A 20,716-nucleotide genomic window follows, 5' to 3' on the forward strand; every position below is an offset into this window, starting at 1 on the left:
GTCAGCCGCTGCGCCGCCGCAGGGTGGCCGCGGCGAGCACCAGCGCCAGCACCGCCGCGCCGGCGACGATCGCCATGTCCCGCCACATGGTGCCGGTCGGCTCGGCGTTCGCGCCCACCTCCTGCAGCGCCTCGACGGCGTACGACAGGGGCAGCACGTCGCTGACCGCCTGCAACCAGCCGGCCATCTCGCCCCGGGGCACGAACAGCCCGCAGAGCAGCAACTGGGGCACCACCACGACCGGCATGAACTGTACGGCCTGGAACTCGGTGCGGGCGAAGGCGCTGCAGAAGAGCCCGAGCGCGACCGCGAGCACCGCGTTCAGCGCGGCGATCATGATCACCAGACCGCTGCTGCCGGCGGTGTCCAGGTCGAAGACCCCGTACGCCACGGCGGACGCGATGACGGCCTGGACGACCGCGGCCAGCCCGAACGCGATCCCGTAGCCGAAGAGCAGGTCGAGCTTGCCCAGCGGGGTGGTGAGCAGCCGCTCCAGGGTGCCGGTGGTGCGCTCGCGCAGCATCGCGATGCTGGTCACCAGGAACATGATCACGAAGGGGAAGAAGCCGAGCATCACCAGGGCGACCCGGTCGAACGTCGACGGCTGCCCCGGCGGGGCGGGCTGGTCGACGTACATGAAGTAGACCAGGGCGAGCAGCGCCGACGGCACCACCACGAGCAGCGCCACGGTGCGCCGGTCGTGCCGCAGCTGGCGCAGGATGCGGCCGGTGGTGGCGGCCAGGATCCGCGGGTTCACGACGCCTCCCGTCCGGCGGCGCCCGCCGGGCCCGCCTCGCCCGCCCTGATCAGCCGCAGGAACGCCTCGTCCAGGTCGTGGACGCCGGCGGCGGCGCGCACCGCGTCCGGGGTGTCGTCGGCGATCAGCCGGCCCTCGCGGATCAGCAGCAGCCGGTCGCAGCGGGCCGCCTCGTCCATCACGTGGCTGGAGACCAGCAGGGTGGTGCCGGCGGCGGCCATGGCGTGGAACCGGGCCCAGAGGTCGGCCCGCAGGACCGGGTCCTGGCCGACCGTCGGCTCGTCGAGGACGACCAGCTCCGGCTCCCCGACCAGCGCGCAGGCCAGGGACGCGCGGCTGCGCTGCCCGCCGGAGAGGCTGCCGACGAGTTGGCCGGCCGCCTCGGCGAGCCCGACGTCGGCGACCGCCCGGTCGGCGTCGGCCCGGCCCCGGCCGTGCAGGGCGGCGAAGTAGCGCGCGTTCTCCCGCACGGTGAGGTCGGCGTAGACGCTGGGCGCCTGGGTGAGGTAGCCGACCCGGCGGCGCAGCTCCGGCGTGCCGGCGGGGCGCCCGAGCACGGTGACGGAGCCGGCGCCGACCACCTGCACCCCGACGATCGCGCGCATCAGCGTCGTCTTGCCGCTGCCGCTCGGCCCGAGCAGCCCGGTGACCCGGCCGCGCGGCACGGACGCGTTGATGCCGTGCAGCACCCGCCGCCCGCCCCGGTCGACGACCAGGTCGCGGACGGCGATCGCCTCGTCCATCGCCCACCTTCCCGGAAACTCAACGGCTGTTGAACTCGACGCTAGTGGAGACGTCTTCCGGGTCGCAACGGTTGACTTCGCGTGCACTCGAACTGGAAGCCTGGGGGCGTGGACATCAGCACGCGGGAAACGACCCTCACCGTCGGAGAGGCGGCCGAGCGGGTCGGCCTGACCACCTACACGCTGCGCTGGTACGAGCAGGAGGGGCTGGTCGCCCCGGTCGGGCGGGACTCGGCCGGGCGCCGCCGCTACACCGAACGGGACGTGGACTGGCTGTTCCTGCTCACCCGGCTGCGCCGTACGGGCATGCCGGTACGGGACATGCGCCGCTACGCCGAGCTGGCCCGGCAGGGCGACGCCACCCTGGCCGCCCGGCGGGCGCTGTTCGAGGCGCACCGCTCCCGCGTGCTGAGCCGGATGGCCGAGCTGGAGGAGGACCTGAAGGTGCTCAACTACAAGATCGACAACTATCGCCGGGCGGAGGGGTGCCGATGATCCGCCGTCGGCTGGGCGCGGCCGGACCGGAGGTCTCCGCGATCGGGCTGGGCTGCATGGGGATGAGCTTCGCCTACGGCGGGGCCGACGACGCCGAGTCGACCCGGACCCTGCACCGGGCGCTCGACCTGGGCGTCAACCACCTGGACACCGCCGACATGTACGGCCGGGGCCGCAACGAGGAACTGCTCTCCCCGGTGGTGCGGGCGCGCCGCGACGAGGTCTTCCTGGCCACCAAGTTCGGCAACCGGGTGCGCGGCGACGGCTCGGGCGCCACCGGCAGCCCCGGCGCGTACGTGGACAGCAGCCCGGCCTGGGCGCGCACGGCGTGCGACGCCTCCCTGCGTCGGCTCGGGGTGGACACCGTCGACCTGTGGTACCTGCATCGGCGCGACCCGGCCACCCCCATCGAGGACACGGTCGGCGCGATGGCCGAGCAGGTCGCCGCCGGCAAGGTGCGGCTCATCGGTCTCTCCGAGGTCAGCCCGGCAACCCTGCGCGCGGCGCACGCGGTGCACCCGGTGGCCGCCGTGCAGATGGAGTACTCGCTGTTCAGCCGGGACGTCGAGGGCGAGATGCTGGCCACGTGCCGGGAGCTGGGGGTGGCGCTGGTCGCGTACTCGCCGGTGGGGCGGGGGCTGCTGACCGGGGCGATCACCAGCCGGGAGCAGCTCGCCGCCGACGACTGGCGCACGGCGGCGCCGCGCTTCGCCGAGGGCAACCTCGACGCCAACCTCAAGCTGGTCGACGAGGTGCGGGCGGTGGCCGACGAGATCGGCTGCACCCCGGCCCAGGCCGCCCTGGCCTGGCTGCTCGCCCAGGGCGAGGACGTCCTCCCGATCCCGGGCACCCGACGGGCGCACCGGCTGGAGGAGAACGCGGCGGCGGCCGACATCCGGCTCACCCCGACGCAGCGGTCCCGGCTGGGCGAGGCGGTACCGCCGGGCGCGGCGGCCGGCGAACGGTACCCCGAGGCGTCGATGAGGTTCGTCGGGCATTAGCCTTCGGACCGGACACCGGGTCCGCCATCGGGCATTGCGCACCGATCGGGCGTACGGCACGATGGCGCCGTGGGTCACGCTCCGTCACCGGACGAGGGGTTCCTCCGCGAATGGGTCGCCCGGTTGCGGGCCGGCGCCGAGCAGCCCGTCGTCGGCATCATGCTGCGCGGCAGCCACGCCCGACGGGCCGCCACCGCGCACAGCGACGTCGACGTCGACGTGCTGCTCGGTGGCGCCCCGTACGCGGCCTGCCGGGCGTACCTGGCGGAGCACGCCGGGCGGCTGACCCACGTCTCCGTGGCCGCCCGCGACGTGCGCTCCTGGCTGAGCCGGCTCGGCGAGCCGGCCGACTGGGCGTTCGGGCTGCCGGTGACGGCGCCGGCCCGGCTGCTCTGGGCGGATCCGCACTGGCGGGTCCGGATCGACCTGCCGGTGCTCTGCCAGCCGGCCGGCGAGCCGCAGTTGGAGGAGTTGATCGCCACTCTCGGCAAGGTGGCGGGCGCGCGGGACGCCGACGACCACCTCGGCGTCCGGCTGGCCGCCGCCGACCTGGCCCGGCTCTGCCCGTCCGTGCTGCGGCCGGCCAACCCGACGGTCCGGGTGGCGTCCCGTCGGGAGGCATTCGCCGCCGCCCTCGACCTGCCGGTGGCGCCGCCGAACTACCGGGAGGACATGCTGCTCTGCCTCGGGCTGCGCCCCGGCTCGGTCGGGCAGGTCTGCGCCGCCGCGGCCCGCCTCGTCGCCGGCGCCCTGCCGCTGATCCGCCCGTACGCCGCCGAGATCGCCGAGGTCGCCGGCGCGGACCTGGCGAACGCCCTGGTCGACGGCCGGCTGGACCGCTACGTCGACCAGCTGACCCGGCCCGCGGGCCGGCCGCCGCGCCCCCGGCGGGAGCCGTCGCCGGTGCCCGCCCCGCGTGCGGGACAATGGGTCACTGTGCCCGTACCTGACGCGCCGGTGACCGGCGCCCACCCCAGTCCGCAGGAGCCCGCGGCCGGCGGCCCGGCCCGTGCGTCCCGGCTCGACCCGGCCATCGCCGCCCGGCTGCGCCGCACCCCCGACGGCCTGGTGGCCGCGGTGGTCCGCCAGCACGACTCCGGTGAGGTGCTGATGGTCGCCTGGATGGACGACGAGGCGCTGCACCGCACCCTGACCACCGGGCGGGCCACCTACTGGTCGCGCAGCCGCCAGGAGTACTGGGTCAAGGGCGCCACCTCCGGGCACCACCAGTACGTCCGCTCCGTCGCCCTGGACTGCGACGGCGACGCGCTGCTGGTCGACGTCGACCAGGTCGGCGCTGCCTGCCACACCGGGCACCGCACCTGCTTCTTCACGGAGCTGCCGGTCAGCGGGGAAGAGGCGGGGGCCCGATGACGGCGCAGCGCGCGACGCCCGGCGGCGGGTCCCGGACCGACGGCGCGGTCAGCCCGGACGTGGCCTCCTTCACCGAACTGGCCGCCCGCTGGCGCGTCGTCCCGGTCACCCGGCGGCTGCTCGCCGACGCGGAGACGCCGGTCGGCGTCTACCGCAAGCTGGCCGGCGGCCCGGGGACGTTCCTGCTGGAGTCCGCCGAGCAGGGCGTCGGCTCGGCCGGGCTGGCCTGGTCGCGGTACTCGTTCATCGGCGTACGCAGCAGCGCCACGCTGACCGAGCGGGACGGCGCCGCGGTGTGGACCGGGCAGCCGCCGGCCGGCCTGCCCACCTCCGGCGACCCGGTCCGGGTACTGCGCGAGACCGTCGACGCCCTCGCCGGCCCCGCCTGGGACGCGGCCAGCGGCATGCCGCCGCTGACCGGGGGCATGGTCGGCTACCTCGGCTACGAGCTGATCCGCCGGTTCGAGCGGCTGCCCGAGCTGACCGAGGACGACCTGGGCCTGCCCGAGCTGGGCATGATGCTCGCCGCCGACCTGGTGGTGCTGGACCACTACGACGGCTCGGCGATCCTGGTCGCCAACGCGATCCTGCCGCCGCTGGACGAGCCGGACCGCGAGGCCCGGGTCGCGGCCGCGTACCACCACGCGGTCGGCCGGCTCGACGCGATGACCACCGCCCTGTCCCGGCCCATCCCGCCGATGGTGTCCACCGTCGACCGGCCGTCCGCCGGGGAGGTGCGCAGCCGCACGCCCGAGGGCGGTTACCCGAAGGCGGTGGAGGCGGCGAAGGAGGCGATCCGGGCCGGCGAGTGCTTCCAGATCGTGCTGGCCCAGCGGTTCGAGCGGCAGACGCACGCCGACCCGCTGGACGTCTACCGGGTGCTGCGCACGACCAATCCCAGCCCGTACATGTACCTGCTGCGCTTCGACGGCTTCGACATCGTCGGCTCCTCCCCGGAGGCGCACCTGAAGGTGACCGCCGACGCGGAGGGGCAGCGGCGGGCGCTGCTGCACCCGATCGCCGGCACCCGGCCGCGCGGTGCCACCCCGGAGGCCGACGCCCGGCTCGCCGCGGAGCTGCTCACCGACCCCAAGGAGCGGGCCGAGCACGTGATGCTGGTCGACCTGGGCCGCAACGACCTGGGCCGGGTGTGCCGTCCGGGCACCGTGGAGGTGCCGGAGTTCGCCACCATCGAGCGCTACAGCCACGTCATGCACATCGTCTCGACCGTCGTCGGCACGCTGCGGGACGACCGCACGGCCTTCGACGCGCTCGCCGCGACCTTTCCCGCCGGCACGCTCTCCGGCGCGCCGAAGGTACGGGCGATGGAGATCATCGAGGAGCTGGAGCCGGTCCGCCGCGGCCTCTACGGCGGCACCGTCGGCTACTTCGGCTTCGGTGGGGACCTGGACATGGCGATCGCCATCCGCACCGCGCTGATGCGCGACGGCCGGGCGTACGTGCAGGCCGGGGCGGGGGTGGTGGCCGACTCGGACCCGGCCGCCGAGGACCAGGAGACCCGGAACAAGGCCGCGGCGGTGCTCGCCGCGATCGCCGCCGCCGAGACCCTCCGGCCCGCCCGATGACGGCGGCGCAGCCGCGCGGCCACGAGCCGGGGGCGGCGGAGGCCGAGGAGCGCGCGCGGGCCGTCGCGGGCCGGCGCGAGCTGACGTACGCGGTGCTGCTCTGCGTGGCCGGCGCGGGCCTCGCGTTGTGGGCGTCGACCCGCACCTGGGCGGTCGAACTGACCGCCCGGCCCACCCCGCTGCCGCCGGTACGCGACGCGCGCACGGGCGCGGTCCTGCTGCCGTGGCTGCCGGCGCTGGCCCTGGTGGGGCTGGCCGGGGGCGGCGCGGTGCTCGCCACCCGGGGCCGGGCGCGGCGGCTGCTGGGCGCGCTGCTGTGCGGGCTCGGCGTGGCGGTGGCGGCCGGCGGCGGCTACGGCCTGGTCGCCGGGTTCGACGGTGAGGTCAGCCGGCACTGGCCGGCGCTCTGCCTGGTCGGCGGGGTGCTCGCCGCGGCGGGCGGGCTGCTGACGGCGCTGCGGGGCCGGCGGTGGCCGGCGATGGGCGCCCGCTACGAGCGGCCGGCCCAGGGCGGCGGCGCGCCGGCCGCCCGGGGCGAGGGCGGCCGCGTCACCGGCCGGCGCACGACGGAGGCGTGGGACGCGTTGGACCGCGGCGAGGATCCGACGGTCAGCTGACGGGCTGGCGGTCGTGGGCGGCGGCCCGGGCGGCCGTCAGCTCCGCCACCAGGCGGTCCAGCTCGGCCCGCTGGTCGGCGCGGGCCCGGTCGGCGCAGACGGCCTCCCAGGCGTTGCCGCGCGCGGTCCGCATCCGGGCCTCGCCGACCACCGCGCGCTCCAGGGTGTGGACCACGCCGGCGGCGAGCGACGCGACGGTACGCGAGATGGTCGTCAGTCCGATGGTCTGGTTGGGCTCGACAGTGCTCATGAACACCCCGCACGGAGATCGTTGGTGTCGGTGGGGCAGGCGCGACATCGAGTTTGCCCGAGAGAGATGCTGGCTGGCTCACGTTTCGCCGTGGTGACCGACACGTCAACTCTCCGTCCGGCCCGCGACCAGGGAAAGGGCCGATCGCCCTTGAGCTAGGTCACAGGGAGCCGGCGTCCCGCTGTGGCCGCGCCGGGCGGCCGGGCGCGGGAGTGGACGGGACCGGGCCGATGTCTCGCGCGGCGGGGCGACGATACGGGTGACGGTCGTCGATGGAAGCGGTCGCCCTGCGTGACGTCCCGTTCACCGGAAGTCGGCCATTATGCCGCAGCCCATCTCGTGAGGCACGCCATACCCCCGGCACCCGTCGCCAGGTGGCGCCCCCTAGCATCGGCCCATGACACCCGGAGAGGGGAGTCCGTTGGTGACTGCTGAGCATGCGCACGCGGAGGGGGACGAGGCCGGTCCGGCGGCGTCCCTAGGCGTGCTCGACGAGATCCTGGCCGGCGTGCGTGAGGACGTCGCCCGGCGACAGGAGCAGGTTCCGCTGGAGCGGATCCGCGAACTGGCCGCCGCCGCGCCGCCGCCGCTGGACGCGTACGCGGCCCTGCGCAAGCCGGGCGTCGCGGTGATCGCCGAGGTGAAGCGCTCCTCGCCGTCCAAGGGGCGGCTGGCGGAGATCGCCGACCCGGCCGACCTGGCCGGTGACTACGCCGCCGGCGGCGCGCGGGCGATCAGCGTGCTCACCGAGGGGCGCTGGTTCGGCGGCTCGCTGGACGACCTGGCCGCCGTCCGCGCCGCCGTCAACATCCCGGTGCTGCGCAAGGACTTCGTGGTCTCCAGCTACCAGGTGCACGAGGCCCGGGCGCACGGTGCCGACCTGGTGCTGCTGATCGTCGCCGCCCTGGAGCAGAACGCCCTCGTCGGCCTGCTGGAGCGGATCGAGTCGCTCGGCATGACCGCGCTCGTCGAGGTGCACGACGAGGAGGAGGCCGACCGGGCGCTGGAGGCCGGCGCCCAGGTCATCGGGGTCAACGCCCGCAACCTGCGTACCCTTGAGGTCGACCGCTCGGTGTTCGAGCGGATCGCGCCCGGCCTGCCCAGCAGCGTCGTCAAGATCGCCGAGTCGGGGGTGCGTGGTCCGCACGACCTCATCCGGTACGCCTCGGCGGGCGCCGACGCGGTCCTGGTCGGCGAGGGTCTGGTCACCCAGAAGAGCCCCCGCGAGGCGGTGGCCGAGCTGGTCAACGCCGGCAACCACCCGGCCACGCCCCGCCCGGTGCGCTGATCCCGCGCCGGTTCGTCAGCACCGAGAGGACGATCCCATGAGCGAGCGCAGCGAGCGAATCATCAGGTTCAGTGCGGTGGTGTCTCATGGCGGCACGGAGCGAAGCGGAGTGCCGGCATGAGCGCCGAAGCGCTGGCCGCCCCGGCCGGTCCGCAGCCCGACTCCGCCGGTCACTTCGGCCGGTTCGGCGGCCGGTTCGTACCGGAGGCGCTGGTCGCGGCGCTCGACGAGCTGGACGCCGCGCACCGCACGGCGATGGCCGACGAGTCGTTCCGGGCGGAGTTCGGCGCCCTGCTGCGCGACTACGCCGGCACGCCCTCGCTGCTCTACGCGGCCCAGCGGTTCTCTGCCAAGGCCGGCGCGCGGGTGCTGCTCAAGCGGGAGGACCTCAACCACACCGGGGCGCACAAGGTGCGCAACGTGCTCGGCCAGGCGCTGCTGACCAAGCGGATGGGCAAGACCCGGGTGATCGCGGAGACCGGCGCCGGCCAGCACGGCGTGGCCACGGCCACCGCCGCCGCCCTGTTCGACCTCGACTGCGTGGTCTACATGGGCCAGGTCGACACCGAGCGGCAGGCGCTCAACGTGGCGCGGATGCGCATGCTCGGCGCCACCGTCGTCCCGGTCACCAACGGCTCGCGCACCCTCAAGGACGCGATGAACGAGGCGATGCGGGACTGGGTCGCCAACGTCGACGACACCCACTACCTGATCGGCACCGCCGCCGGGCCGCACCCGTTCCCGGCGATGGTCCGCGACTTCGTCCGCGGCATCGGCGACGAGGCGCGCCAGCAGTGCCTCGACCTGACCGGCGCGCTGCCGGACGCGGTCACCGCCTGCGTCGGCGGCGGCTCCAACGCGCTGGGCATCTTCCACGCCTTCGTCGGCGACCCCGACGTGCGGCTCTACGGCTTCGAGGCCGGCGGCGACGGGGTGGAGACCGGGCGGCATGCGGCCAGCATCACCGGCGGCTCCGCCGGCGTGCTGCACGGCACCCGCACGTACGTCCTCCAGGACGCCGACGGCCAGACCTGCGAGTCGCACTCGATCTCCGCGGGGCTGGACTACCCCGGCGTCGGGCCGGAGCACGCCTGGCTGCACGACACCGGCCGGGCCAGCTACGTGCCCGTCACCGACGACGAGGCGATGGCCGCGTTCGAGCTGCTCTGCCGGACGGAGGGCATCATCCCGGCGATCGAGAGCGCGCACGCGCTCGCCGGCACCCTCAAGATCGCCCCGAAGCTCGCCGCCGAGCTGGGCCGGGAGCCCACCGTCGTGGTCAACCTCTCCGGCCGGGGCGACAAGGACGTCCACACGGCCGGCAACTACTTCGGCATCCTCGACAAGGAGCAGTGAGAACGTGAGCCGGATCGGGGTGGCGTTCGACAAGGCGCGCGCCGACGGGCGGGCGGTGCTGGTCGGCTGCATGCCGGCCGGGTTCCCGACCGTCGAGGGCAGCATCGCCGCGATGACCGCGATGGTCGAGGCCGGCGTCGACGTGATCGAGGTGGAGATCCCGTACTCCGACCCGGTGATGGACGGGCCGGTGATCCAGAAGGCCAGCGACATCGCCCTCGCCGGGGGCGTACGCACCGCCGACACGCTGCGCATCATCGAGGCGGTCGCGGCCACCGGGGCGCCCGTGGTCACCATGACCTACTGGAACCCGGTCGAGCGCTACGGCGTGGACGCCTTCGCCCGGGACCTCGCCTCGGCCGGGGGCACCGGCCTGGTCACCCCGGACCTGATCCCCGAGGAGGCCGGCGAGTGGCTCGCCGCCTCGGACGCGTACGGGCTGGACCGCACCTTCCTGGTGTCGCCCTCCTCGACGGACGCGCGGCTGGCGATGACCGCGGCGCACTGCCGGGGCTTCGTCTACGCCACCGCGATCATGGGCGTCACCGGCGCCCGGGCGAAGACCTCCGACGCGGCGCCGGTCCTGGTCTCCCGGGTGCGGGAGGTCACCGACCTGCCGGTCGGCGTCGGGCTGGGCGTCGGCACGGGCGCGCAGGCCGGCACGGTCGCCGGGTACGCCGACGGCGTCATCGTCGGCAGCGCCCTGATCCGCTGTCTGCTCGACGCCCCGGACGAGGCGTCCGGCCTGGCCGCCCTCCGCGCCCTCAGCGCCGAACTCGCCCAAGGCGTCCGCACCCCCACCCCCTGAGGCGGGAGCGTGGGGACGTAGGGGCGCGCGGGGAGTTAGTGGCGGGTCGCCGTGGGTGGATTGGCCCGCTGGCCCGGTGGGTGTCCGGCCGGGGATGCGACCGCGCCCGGAGTGCTGTCCCTCTCAGCCGCGGTGTCCGGTGCGAGGCTGCCCGGTGCGGGGGCGGGCGGCGTGGCGGTGTGCAGGACGCCGGAGCGGCCCGCCAGCGCGTCGGCGAGCGCGGCCCGGGTGGTCGGCGTGAGCGCCTCCGGCAGAGCCGTGGGGTCGTGCCAGGACGCCCGGCAGCCGCCCATCGGTTCGCCGGTCGGCCCCGGCCCCCGGACGCGCGCCCGGAAGACGTGCACCAGGACGTCGGGCAGCGGCCCGGCGCGACCGGCCGACGACGCGACCCGGCCCGTCGACGAGGCCGGGCCGGCGGGGCTCGTCGGCGGCGGGGTGCACGCGCCGGCCAGGTGGTAGAGGCCGACCAGGTCCACGACCTCGACCTCCCAGCCCGTCTCGGCCCGGACGTCGCGCACCGCGGCGTGCACCGGGCTCTCCGCCGGACGCAGTCGGCCGCCCGGGAGCCCGTAGCGCCGCTCGCCCCGGCCCTGGCGGCAGAGCAGCACCCGGCCGGCGTCGTCGGTGACGACCGCCGCGACCGCCCAGGTGAGCGCGCCCATGGACAAAGAGCCTACGGGGGCGCAAACCAGAAGTCACCGGGATCGGGCGACGGTGGACCGGGGTGCCGCCGGAGGGGCGGACGGCGGTAGCGTGTGCATCCGTGACTCTCGCCTCGCTGACCCCCCAGGCGGCCCTGCCCAGCCCCAGCACCGCCGTGTGGCAGCTCGGACCGCTGCCGATCCGGGCGTACGCGCTGTGCATCATCCTCGGCATCGTGGTGGCCTGCTGGGTCACCGAACGGCGACTGCGCCAGCGCGGCGTCGCCCCCGGGGCGGTGCTCGACATCGCGGTCTGGGCGGTGCCGGCCGGCATCATCGGCGCCCGCATCTACCACGTGATCACCTCGCCGGAGAAGTACTTCGGCACCGGCGGCGACCCGCTGAAGGCGTTCGCCATCTGGGAGGGCGGTCTCGGCATCTGGGGCGCGGTGGCCGGTGGCGCGGTCGGCGCCTGGATCGCCGCCCGCCAGCTCGGCATCCCGTTCGCGGTGGTCGCCGACGCGCTGGCCCCGGGCCTGCCGCTGGCCCAGGCGGTCGGCCGGCTCGGCAACTGGTTCAACAACGAGCTGTACGGCGGCCGGACCACCCTGCCGTGGGGGCTGGAGATCCACCGGATGGACCCGGACAACCCCGGCCACGCGCTGCGGGACGACGCCGGCCGGCCGATCCTCGAGCCGGGGCTCTACCACCCGACGTTCGCGTACGAGCTGCTGTGGAACCTCGGCGTCGCCGCGCTGGTCTTCGTCCTCGACCGCAAGCTGCGCCTCGGCCGGGGGCGGGCGTTCGCCCTCTACGTGATGGGCTACACCGCCGGGCGGTTCTGGATCGAGCTGATGCGCACCGACGAGGCGAACACCATCCTCGGCGTACGCCTGAACGTCTGGACCGCCGGCCTGGTGTTCCTCGGCGCCCTGGTCTACTTCCTGCGGGTGCGCGGGCCCCGCGAGTACCTCGTTCCGGTCGGCGCCGCCGCGACGCCGCCCGTGCCCGCCGACTCCGACGTCTCGCAGGTCGACCTCTCCGCCGCCGAGGCGGGGGCGAAGCCGGCCGCGCCGGAGGGCTACCGGGTGGTCGGCGAGGAGCAGTACCGGCGCTGGCGGGAGACCGGCGAGCTGCCCGCCACGACCAGCGAGGAGACGGCGACCGACACGGACGCCGCGAGCGCCGGCGACGGGTCCGCCGAGCCGGACGGCGACGAGGAGAGCTCGGAGGACCGGGCGGGGGCTGCCGGCTCCCGGCCCGCCGACCGCGACAGCTGAGGGGGAGCACCACATGCGTAGCGCGGTGGTGGTGGGCGCCGGCATCGGCGGCCTCGCGGTCGCCGGCGCGCTGGCCCGCTCCGGGTGGCGGGTCACCCTGCTGGAGCGCGCCGACCGGGTCCGCCCCGAGCCGACCGCCGTGGTGCTCTGGCCCAACGGCGTACGCGCGCTGCGCGCCCTCGGTCTCGGCGCCGGCCTGGAGGCGATCGCCACGCCGCTGCCCGACGGCGGGGTACGCCGCCCGGACGGCCACTGGCTGGTGCAGCCCCGGCCGACCCCCGCCGACCGGATGCCGGTGGTGGTGCACCGGGAGGACCTGCACGACGCGCTGATCGCCGGGCTGGGCGACGAGGTCGAGCTGCGCACCGGGGTGACGGTGCGGACGGTCCGCGCCGAGCCCGGCCAACGCCCGTCGGTCGGCGACGGCCGGCACACCGTCGAGGCGGACCTGGTGGTCGCCGCGGACGGCACCGACAGCGAGATCCGCCGGCAGCTCGCCCCGGAGTCCGGGGTGGTCAGCTCGGGCTGCGCCGCGTGGCGGGCGGTGATCCCCTGGTACCGCGCCCCGAAGCTGCCCGCCGACCGGCCAGTCGGCGGCGAGGTGCTCGGCGCCGGTTACCGGTTCGTGTCCGCCTCGCTCGGCGAGCGCGGATCCTCCGGCGCCTCCAGCCGGGGCGGCATCTACTGGGTGGCCACGGCCGCCGGGGCGCCGCGCCCGGAGCCGCCGGAGACCCAGCTGGCCCTGCTGCGCCGCTGGTACGCGGGCTGGCCCGCGCCGATCGCCGAGCTGCTCGACGCCACCGACCCGGCGGACCTGGTGCAGCAGGAGATCCGCGAGCTGCGGCCGCTGCCCAGGTCGTACGGTTTCCCGGCCGGCCCGGGCGGGGTGGTGCTGCTCGGCGACGCCGCGCACGCCATGCCGCCGCACCTCGGCCAGGGCGCCTGCCTCGCCTTCGAGGACGCGGCGACCCTCGCCTCGCTGCTGCGCGAGTCCCGACTGCCCGACGCCGTGGTCGCGTACGACCGGGTGCGCCGTCCCCGCGCGGCGACGGTGGTCCGGCAGACCCGCCGGATGTCGGCGGTGCTGAAGGCCCGGGGCCCGCTGGCGCTGCGCGCCCGCGACGCCGCCCTCGGCACGATCACGCCCCGCCTGCTCTCGACCGCCGCCACCACGGCCGCCCAGTGGCGCCCCCCGACCTGACCCGCCCACCCCGCTCCGCCAGGGCGGGCGTCAGGGGGTGACGGGGGCGGGCTCGGCGATGCAGGCGGTGCCGACGCGGCGGAAGCCGACGCGGAGGTAGACCCGGGCGATGTCCTCGCTGCCGGCGGAGAGGAAGACCAGGTCGGTGCCGGCGGCGAGCAGCGCGCGGGCCAGCGCGGCCGTGACCGCCGCGCCCAGGCCGCGGCGGCGGGCGGCCGGCAGGGTGGCGATCCCGGCGATCTCGGCCACGTCGCCGACCCGCATCGCCATCCCGCTGGCCAGCGCGCCGTCGGCGGGCGTGCCGGCCAGCGCCGACAGTCGCCGACCGTCGGCGATCCGGGCCCGCTCCTCGTCCAGCGCCGCGTCGTCCAACCCGGCCACGGCGGCGTCCCGCTGCGCCGGGCCGGCCTCGCCGCGGTCGGTGCCGGGCGCGGCGAACCCGACGGCGGCGACCGCTCGCTGCGCGGCCACGTCCGCCGCGAAGCCGGATCCCGCCGGGTCGAGCAGCCGCACCGGCACGTCAGTGAGGGCGCCCCGGTCGGGCAGGGCGCCCGGGTCGAGCACCATCAGCGGAGCCTCCAGCACGGACAGGCCCGCCGAGCGGGCCACCGCGAGCAGGTCCGGGGTCGTCTCGTGCACCCACTCGAGGGCCTCGGGCAGGCCGAGTTCGCGCTGCCGTTCGCGCACCGCCGCGACGTCGGCCAGCGACGGCGGCTCGGTGGCGTCGAGGCGGGGCCGCGCGTAGAACGGCCAGCCGATCCCGTTCCGGACGAACAACACGAGTGCGCCGTGCTCCTCCGTCCGGGCGACGTCCCGGGGCACCGCGTCGTAGAAGCGTTCCAACCGGTCGAACAGGTCCTTCGGCAGGCGATCCACCGGGCGAGACTACACGTCCCAGAGTCTGGAAGGTGTGATCAATCTGCACTGGCCTTGCGCGTCGGACCCTAACGTAGACTCAATAGACCCCTGAGGGCCGACGTCGTCCCGATCCAGATCCATCCTGAGTGACGACAGGAGGCCCGGTGGCCTTTCCGTACCCTCACCGCAGCCCCCAGCAGGCCCCGCACCTCGGCCCGGGAGCGCCCGCGGCCGGGCTCTACGACCCCGCCCAGGAGCACGACGCCTGCGGTGTGGCCTTCGTGGCGGACCTGCACGGACGGCGCTCGCACGCGGTCGTGGTCAACGGCCTCGACGCGCTCTGCCGACTGGACCACCGGGGAGCCCGTGGCGCGGAACCGAACACCGGCGACGGCGCGGGGATCATGATCCAGGTGCCGGACGCGTTCCTGCGCGCGGTGGTCGACTTCCCGCTGCCGCCCGCCGGAGAGTACGCCACCGGCCTGGTGTTCCTCCCCGACGACGACGCCGCGGAGGCCCGCGCCCGCCGCGTGGTGGAGAAGTACGCGCTGGTCGAGGGGGCCGACCTGCTCGGCTGGCGGGACGTGCCGGTCGACCCGAGCGGCCTCGGCGAGACCGCCCTCGCGGCGATGCCCCGGGTCCGGCAGCTGTTCCTCGCCGCGCACCGGCTCACCGACTCGCCCGCCGGGCCGGCCGGGTCGCCGCTGGGCGGCATCGAGCTGGAGCGGGTGGCGTTCTGCGTTCGCAAGCAGGCCGAGCGGGAGAGCGCCGAGCGGGGCGTGCCGGCGTACTTCCCGTCGCTGTCCGCGCGGACCATGGTCTGGAAGGGCATGCTCACCCCCGACCAGCTCCCCGCGTTCTACCCCGAGCTGACCGACGAGCGGGTGGAGAGCGCGATCGCGCTGGTGCACTCCCGGTTCTCCACCAACACGTTCCCGTCCTGGCCGCTGGCGCACCCGTACCGGCTCATCGCGCACAACGGCGAGATCAACACCATCCGGGGCAACCGGAACTGGATGCAGGCCCGCGAGGCGCTGCTGCGGACCCCGGAGCTGTCGGGCAACATCCGCCGGGTCTTCCCGGTCTGCACCCCCGCCGCCTCCGACTCGGCGAACTTCGACGAGGTCCTCGAACTGCTGCACCTGGCCGGGCGGAGCCTGCCGCACGCGGTGCTGATGATGATCCCCGAGGCGTGGGAGAACGACCCGGACATGGCCCCCGACAAGCGGGCCTTCTACCGCTTCCACGCGAGCCTCATGGAGCCGTGGGACGGGCCGGCCTCGGTCGCCTTCACCGACGGCGAGATCGTCGGCGCCGTGCTCGACCGCAACGGGCTGCGCCCGGGCCGCTGGTGGCGGACGGACGACGGCCTGGTGGTGCTCGGCAGCGAGGCCGGCGTGCTCGACCTCGACCCCGCCCGGGTGGTCGCCAAGGGCCGCCTCCAGCCGGGGAAGATGTTCCTGGTCGACACCGTCGCCGGGCGGATCGTGCACGACGACGAGATCAAGGCGGAGCTGGCCGCCGCGCAGCCGTACGCCGAGTGGCTGCACGCCGGCCTGATCGAGCTGACCGACCTGCCCCCGCGCGAGCACATCGTCTACACCCACGACTCGGTGCGCCGCCGGCAGCAGACCTTCGGCTACACCGAGGAGGAGCTGAAGATCCTGCTCGCGCCGATGGCGCGGACGGGCGCCGAGCCGCTCGGCTCGATGGGCACCGACACCCCGATCGCCCCGCTGTCCACCCGGCCGCGGCTGCTCTACGACTACTTCCACCAGCTTTTCGCGCAGGTCACCAACCCGCCGCTGGACGCCATCCGCGAGGAGCTGGTGACCAGCCTGACGTCGACGATCGGGCCGGAGGGCAACCTGCTCGACCCGGGCCCGGCGAGCTGCCGGCAGATCGTGCTGCCGTACCCGGTGATCGACAACGACGAGCTGGCCAAGATCCTCTCCATCGACGAGGACGGCGACCTGCCGGGCTTCAAGGCCGTCCGGGTCTCCGGGCTCTACCGGGTCCGGGAGGGCGGCGCCGGGATCAAGGCACGGCTGACCGAGATCTGCCGGCACGTCTCCGAGGCGATCGAGGACGGCGTACGGATCCTGGTGCTGTCGGACCGGGACTCCAACGCCGACCTCGCCCCGATCCCGTCGCTGCTGCTCACCGCCGCCGTGCACCAGCACCTGGTCCGCGAGCAGACCCGCACCCAGGTGGCGCTGGTCGTCGAGTCCGGCGACTGCCGCGAGGTGCACCACGCGGCCGTGCTGATCGGCTACGGCGCGGCGGCGGTCAACCCGTACCTGGCCTTCGAGTCGGTGGAGGACATGATCTCCACCGGCGCGCTCGTCGGCGTCGAGCCGGTGAAGGCGGTCCGCAACTACGTCAAGGGCCTCGGCAAGGGCGTCCTGAAGATCATGTCCAAGATGGGCATCTCGACGGTGTCGTCGTACTGCGGGGCGCAGGTCTTCGAGGCCGTCGGGCTGGACTCCCGGCTGGTCGAGCGCTACTTCCGCGGCACCCCGAGCAAGATCGGCGGGATCGGGCTGGACGGCATCCACGCCGAGGTGGCCGCCCGGCACGCCGTGGCCTGGCCGGAGCCGGGCGCCGAGTCCTCCGGGCGGCTGGCGGTGGGCGGCGAGTACCAGTGGCGCCGCGAGGGTGAGCTGCACCTGTTCAACCCGGAGACGGTCTTCCTGCTCCAGCACGCCACCCGTAGCCGCCAGTACGACGTCTTCCGCCGGTACACGGCGAAGGTCGACGAGCTGGCCGCGAAGGCCGGCTCGCTGCGCGGGCTGTTCACCCTGCGGACGGGAGTGCGGCCGGCGGTGCCGATCGAGGAGGTCGAGCCGGCCACCGAGATCGTCAAGCGGTTCGCCACCGGCGCCATGTCGTACGGGTCGATCTCGGCGGAGGCGCACGAGACCCTCGCGATCGCCATGAACCGCCTCGGCGGCAAGTCCAACACCGGCGAGGGCGGCGAGGACGTCGAGCGGCTGCACGACCCGGCCCGCCGCTCCGCCGTGAAGCAGATCGCCAGCGGCCGGTTCGGGGTGACCAGCGAATACCTGGTCAACGCCGACGACCTCCAGATCAAGATGGCCCAGGGCGCCAAGCCCGGCGAGGGCGGGCAGCTGCCCGGCAACAAGGTCTGGCCGTGGATCGCCCGCACCCGGCACGCCACGCCGGGCGTCGGCCTGATCTCCCCGCCGCCGCACCACGACATCTACTCCATCGAGGACCTCGCCCAGCTCGTCCACGACCTCAAGTGCGTCAACCCGTCCGCGCGGGTGCACGTCAAGCTCGTCAGCGAGGTCGGCGTCGGCACCGTGGCGGCGGGCGTGGCGAAGCTCAAGGCGGACGTCATCCTGATCTCCGGCCACGACGGCGGCACCGGCGCGTCCCCGCTGAACTCGCTCAAGCACGCCGGCACCCCGTGGGAGCTGGGGCTGGCCGAGGCGCAGCAGACGCTGCTGCTCAACAAGCTGCGCGACCGGGTCACCGTGCAGGTCGACGGCCAGCTCAAGACCGGCCGGGACGTGCTGGTCGCGGCGCTGCTCGGCGCCGAGGAGTTCGGCTTCGCCACCGCCCCGCTGATCGTCGAGGGCTGCGTGATGATGCGGGTGTGCCACCTGGACACCTGCCCGGTCGGCATCGCCACCCAGAACCCGGTGCTGCGGGAACGCTTCACCGGCCGGCCGGAGTTCGTGGAGAACTTCTTCCTCTTCCTCGCCGAGGAGGTCCGCGGCTACCTGGCCGAGCTGGGCTTCCGCTCGATCGAGGAGGCCATCGGGCACGCCGAGCTGCTCGACGTCGCCCCGGCGATCGCGCACTGGAAGGCCGGCGGGCTCGATCTGACGCCCGTGCTGCACCTGCCGGAGCTGCCGGCCGGCGCCGCCCGCCGGGGCGTCCGCGCCCAGGACCACGGCCTGGACCGGGCGCTGGACAACGAGCTGATCGCCCTCGCCGGGCCGGCGCTGCGCGACGGCACGCCCGTACGGGTCGAGGTGGCGGTGCGCAACGAGCACCGCAGCGTCGGCGCGATGCTGGGCGGCGAGGTGACCCGCCGCTTCGGCGGGGCCGGCCTGCCCGCCGACACGGTCGAGTTCACGCTGCGCGGCACCGCCGGGCAGTCGTTCGGCGCGTTCCTGCCGCGCGGGGTCACCCTGCGGCTGCACGGCGACGCCAACGACTACGTGGGCAAGGGCCTCTCCGGTGGGCGGCTCATCGTGCGGCCGGACGCCGCCGCCCCCTTCGTCGACGGCGACGCCGCACCGGGGGAGCGGGCCGAGGACCAGACCATCGCCGGCAACACCATCCTCTACGGCGCCACGGCGGGCGAACTCTTCCTGCGCGGGCGGGTGGGGGAGCGGTTCGCGGTGCGCAACTCCGGCGCCGTGGCCGTCGTCGAGGGCGTCGGCGACCACGGCTGCGAGTACATGACCGGCGGGACCGTGGTGGTGCTGGGGCCGACCGGCCGCAACTTCGCCGCCGGCATGTCCGGCGGGACCGCGTTCGTGTACCGGCTGGACCGCCGTCGGGTCAACGCGGAGCTGGTCGACCTGGCCCCGCTGTCCGACCAGGAGCAGGCCGTGCTGCACGAGCTGGTGCAGCGGCACTTCGCCGAGACCGACTCGGCGGTCGCCGAGGAGCTGCTCAAGCGCTGGCCGGAGGCGGTGGCGGAGTTCACCGCGGTGGTGCCCCGGGACTACCGCCGGGTGCTGGAGATCATGCGGGCCGCCGAAGCCGCCGGCCGCGACGTCGACGACGCGGTGATGAGCGCGCTCTCCGCGCCCGCCGCGAAGTCCATGCCGACCATGCCCGCCCCGCGGGCGGCGGTCCAGGAGGTGGCTCGTGCCTGACCCGAACGGTTTCCTGCGCTACGACCGGCGGCTGCCGGCGCGCCGCCCGGTGCCGGTGCGGATCAGCGACTGGCGGGAGGTCTACCCGCCGGCCGGCGAGGAGCTGATCCGCGAGCAGGCCACCCGCTGCATGGACTGCGGCATCCCGTTCTGCCACGACGGCTGCCCGCTGGGCAACCGCATCCCCGACTGGAACGACCTGGTCCGTACGGGCGGCTGGGACGCGGCGGTGGAGTCGCTGCACGCCACCAACAACTTCCCGGAGTTCACCGGCCGGCTCTGCCCGGCGCCCTGCGAGGCGGCCTGCGTGCTCGGCATCGGCGGCGGCCAGCCGGTCACCATCAAGCAGGTCGAGGTGGAGATCGCCGACGCGGCCGTCGCGCGGGGCGGCCTGCTGCCGCGCCCGGTGCCCGCGCCGACCGGCCGGTCGGTCGCCGTGGTCGGCTCCGGGCCCGCCGGCCTCGCCGCCGCGCAGCAGCTCGCCCGCGCCGGTCACGCCGTGACGGTGTACGAGCGCGACGACGCGATCGGCGGCCTGCTCCGGTACGGCATCCCCGACTTCAAGCTGGAGAAGGCCCACATCGACCGGCGGCTGGCCCAGCTCGCCGCCGAGGGCGTGCGCTTCCGCACCGGGGTGAACGTCGGCGTCGACGTCACCGCCGAGCAGGTGCGCGCCGAGCACGACGCGGTGCTGCTCGCCTGCGGCGCGTTGCAGGGCCGGGACACCCCGGAGACCCCGGGCCGGCACCTGCGCGGCGTGCACCAGGCGATGGAGCACCTCGTCGCGGCCAACCGGGTGGTCGCCGCGGCGGCCGGCGGCCGGCCCGACACCGCCGTGCTGCCCGACGGCACGCCCATCGACGCGGCCGGGAAGCACGTGGTGATCATCGGTGGCGGCGACACGGCGGCGGACTGCCTCGGCGTGGCGCACCGGCAGGGTACGGCCGGCGTACACCAGCTCGACCTCTACCCGCGGCCGCCGCAGGCCCGCGACGAGGCCCGGGACCCGTGGCCGACCTGGCCGTGGCTCCTGCGCAGCTACCCGGCGCACGAGGAGGGCGGCGAGCGGGTCTTCGCCGTCGCGGTGCAGGAGTTCGTCGACGACGGCACCGGGCAGGTGCGGGCGGTGCGGATCGCCGAGGTGAGCGTGGAGAAGCGGGACGGGCGGCGGATCGTCACCCCGCTGCCGGGCTCGGAGCGGGAGCTGCCGGCCGACCTGGTGCTGCTGGCCATCGGTTTCGAGGGCACCGAGGCGCAGCCGCTGCTCGACCAGTTCGGGGTCGTCCGCAACGCGCGCGGGGCGGTCGACGCCCGGCCGGACTGGCAGACCGACGCCGACGGCGTCTTCGTCGCCGGTGACATGCACCGGGGCGCCTCGCTGATCGTCTGGGCGATCGCCGAGGGGCGGGCGGCGGCCGCCGCGATCCACGCGTACCTCGGCGGGGTCGGAACGCTCCCGGCCCCGGTGGACCCGGCCCGGCAGCCGCTCGCGGCGCGCTGACCACCCGCTCGGACCCGACGTGGTCCCGGCCTGCGCCTGGCAGGCCGGGACCACGTCGCGTGAGCCGCCTCACGAAAGACGGCAAATAGGTTTAATTGCCG

Annotated in this window: 17 protein-coding genes and 1 pseudogene; 13 read left to right on the top strand and 5 right to left on the bottom strand. The window is 75.2% G+C overall.

What is annotated here, in order from left to right; genetic code table 11:
• Position 1: 1 nt before the first annotated feature.
• Together ABZ793_RS13800 and ABZ793_RS13805 are read right to left on the bottom strand one after the other, a co-directional pair.
• The gene (locus tag ABZ793_RS13800; RefSeq protein ID WP_357456669.1) at positions 2–757 is read right to left on the bottom strand and encodes an ABC transporter permease; all 756 of its coding nucleotides are present in this window, start codon (positions 755–757) and stop codon (positions 2–4) included.
• The gene (locus tag ABZ793_RS13805; RefSeq protein ID WP_357456672.1) at positions 754–1,500 is read right to left on the bottom strand and encodes an ABC transporter ATP-binding protein; all 747 of its coding nucleotides are present in this window, start codon (positions 1,498–1,500) and stop codon (positions 754–756) included. The genes ABZ793_RS13800 and ABZ793_RS13805 overlap by 4 nt, the downstream gene beginning before the upstream one ends.
• Positions 1,501–1,608: 108 nt before the next feature.
• Here ABZ793_RS13805 and ABZ793_RS13810 point away from each other — a divergent pair, with 108 nt between their 5' ends.
• From ABZ793_RS13810 to ABZ793_RS13835, 6 genes and pseudogenes are all read left to right on the top strand, one after another.
• Positions 1,609–1,995 (top strand): MerR family transcriptional regulator, encoded by a 387-nt coding sequence (locus tag ABZ793_RS13810; protein ID WP_350709295.1) that lies wholly within the window; start codon positions 1,609–1,611, stop codon positions 1,993–1,995.
• A complete protein-coding gene (locus ABZ793_RS13815; RefSeq protein ID WP_357456675.1) occupies positions 1,992–2,996 on the top strand; it encodes an aldo/keto reductase in 1,005 nt (334 codons plus the stop codon). Before ABZ793_RS13810 ends, ABZ793_RS13815 begins: the two co-directional genes overlap by 4 nt.
• A gap of 159 nt (positions 2,997–3,155) precedes the next feature.
• Positions 3,156–3,752: pseudogene (locus tag ABZ793_RS13820) on the top strand (phosphoribosyl-AMP cyclohydrolase); the annotation flags it as partial.
• A 180-nt stretch (positions 3,753–3,932) separates the two neighbouring features.
• A complete protein-coding gene (gene hisI, locus ABZ793_RS13825) occupies positions 3,933–4,370 on the top strand; it encodes a phosphoribosyl-AMP cyclohydrolase (protein WP_357456838.1) in 438 nt (145 codons plus the stop codon).
• Positions 4,367–5,956: an anthranilate synthase component I gene (locus tag ABZ793_RS13830; RefSeq protein WP_357456677.1), complete on the top strand. Its 1,590-nt coding sequence runs from the start codon at positions 4,367–4,369 to the stop codon at positions 5,954–5,956. Before hisI ends, ABZ793_RS13830 begins: the two co-directional genes overlap by 4 nt.
• A complete protein-coding gene (locus tag ABZ793_RS13835; RefSeq protein ID WP_357456679.1) occupies positions 5,953–6,573 on the top strand; it encodes a Trp biosynthesis-associated membrane protein in 621 nt (206 codons plus the stop codon). Before ABZ793_RS13830 ends, ABZ793_RS13835 begins: the two co-directional genes overlap by 4 nt.
• Here ABZ793_RS13835 and ABZ793_RS13840 read toward each other — a convergent pair.
• Positions 6,566–6,823 carry a hypothetical protein gene (locus ABZ793_RS13840; protein ID WP_357456681.1) on the bottom strand — a complete coding sequence of 86 codons (258 nt, stop codon included), beginning with the start codon at positions 6,821–6,823 and terminating at the stop codon, positions 6,566–6,568. The two genes, ABZ793_RS13835 and ABZ793_RS13840, sit on opposite strands and share 8 nt — an antisense overlap.
• Positions 6,824–7,307: 484 nt before the next feature.
• Here ABZ793_RS13840 and trpC point away from each other — a divergent pair, with 484 nt between their 5' ends.
• The 3 genes from trpC to trpA all read left to right on the top strand — a co-directional run bounded on the left by trpC (position 7,308) and on the right by trpA (position 10,275).
• Positions 7,308–8,111: an indole-3-glycerol phosphate synthase TrpC gene (trpC, locus tag ABZ793_RS13845; protein ID WP_350681602.1), complete on the top strand. Its 804-nt coding sequence runs from the start codon at positions 7,308–7,310 to the stop codon at positions 8,109–8,111.
• Between the two features lie 117 nt (positions 8,112–8,228).
• Positions 8,229–9,467 (top strand): tryptophan synthase subunit beta, encoded by a 1,239-nt coding sequence (gene trpB, locus ABZ793_RS13850; protein ID WP_357456683.1) that lies wholly within the window; start codon positions 8,229–8,231, stop codon positions 9,465–9,467.
• A gap of 4 nt (positions 9,468–9,471) precedes the next feature.
• On the top strand, positions 9,472–10,275 hold the full coding sequence (gene trpA / locus ABZ793_RS13855; protein ID WP_357456685.1) for a tryptophan synthase subunit alpha: 804 nt from the start codon (positions 9,472–9,474) through the stop codon (positions 10,273–10,275).
• A gap of 35 nt (positions 10,276–10,310) precedes the next feature.
• Here trpA and ABZ793_RS13860 read toward each other — a convergent pair whose 3' ends face one another.
• Positions 10,311–10,937: an NUDIX domain-containing protein gene (locus ABZ793_RS13860; RefSeq protein WP_357456687.1), complete on the bottom strand. Its 627-nt coding sequence runs from the start codon at positions 10,935–10,937 to the stop codon at positions 10,311–10,313.
• Positions 10,938–11,038: 101 nt separating this feature from the next.
• On the opposite strand from ABZ793_RS13860, the gene lgt reads away from it, so the two are divergent.
• Both lgt and ABZ793_RS13870 read left to right on the top strand, forming a co-directional pair.
• On the top strand, positions 11,039–12,196 hold the full coding sequence (lgt, locus tag ABZ793_RS13865; RefSeq protein WP_357456689.1) for a prolipoprotein diacylglyceryl transferase: 1,158 nt from the start codon (positions 11,039–11,041) through the stop codon (positions 12,194–12,196).
• 13 nt (positions 12,197–12,209) lie between these two features.
• Positions 12,210–13,397, top strand: coding sequence for an NAD(P)/FAD-dependent oxidoreductase (locus ABZ793_RS13870; protein ID WP_357456691.1), 1,188 nt, complete (start codon positions 12,210–12,212; stop codon positions 13,395–13,397).
• 30 nt (positions 13,398–13,427) lie between these two features.
• On the opposite strand, the gene ABZ793_RS13875 is transcribed toward ABZ793_RS13870, so the two are convergent.
• Positions 13,428–14,264, bottom strand: coding sequence for a GNAT family N-acetyltransferase (locus ABZ793_RS13875; protein WP_357456841.1), 837 nt, complete (start codon positions 14,262–14,264; stop codon positions 13,428–13,430).
• Between the two features lie 155 nt (positions 14,265–14,419).
• Here ABZ793_RS13875 and gltB point away from each other — a divergent pair, with 155 nt between their 5' ends.
• Both gltB and ABZ793_RS13885 read left to right on the top strand, forming a co-directional pair.
• Positions 14,420–19,114, top strand: a complete 4,695-nt coding sequence (gltB, locus tag ABZ793_RS13880; protein WP_357456693.1) for a glutamate synthase large subunit — start codon at positions 14,420–14,422, stop codon at positions 19,112–19,114.
• A complete protein-coding gene (locus ABZ793_RS13885; RefSeq protein ID WP_357456695.1) occupies positions 19,107–20,615 on the top strand; it encodes a glutamate synthase subunit beta in 1,509 nt (502 codons plus the stop codon). Before gltB ends, ABZ793_RS13885 begins: the two co-directional genes overlap by 8 nt.
• The last annotated feature ends 101 nt before the right edge of the window (positions 20,616–20,716 follow it).

It is taken from the genome of Micromonospora sp. NPDC047465, assembly GCF_040643125.1.
Taxonomy (GTDB): Bacteria; Actinomycetota; Actinomycetes; order Mycobacteriales; family Micromonosporaceae; genus Micromonospora.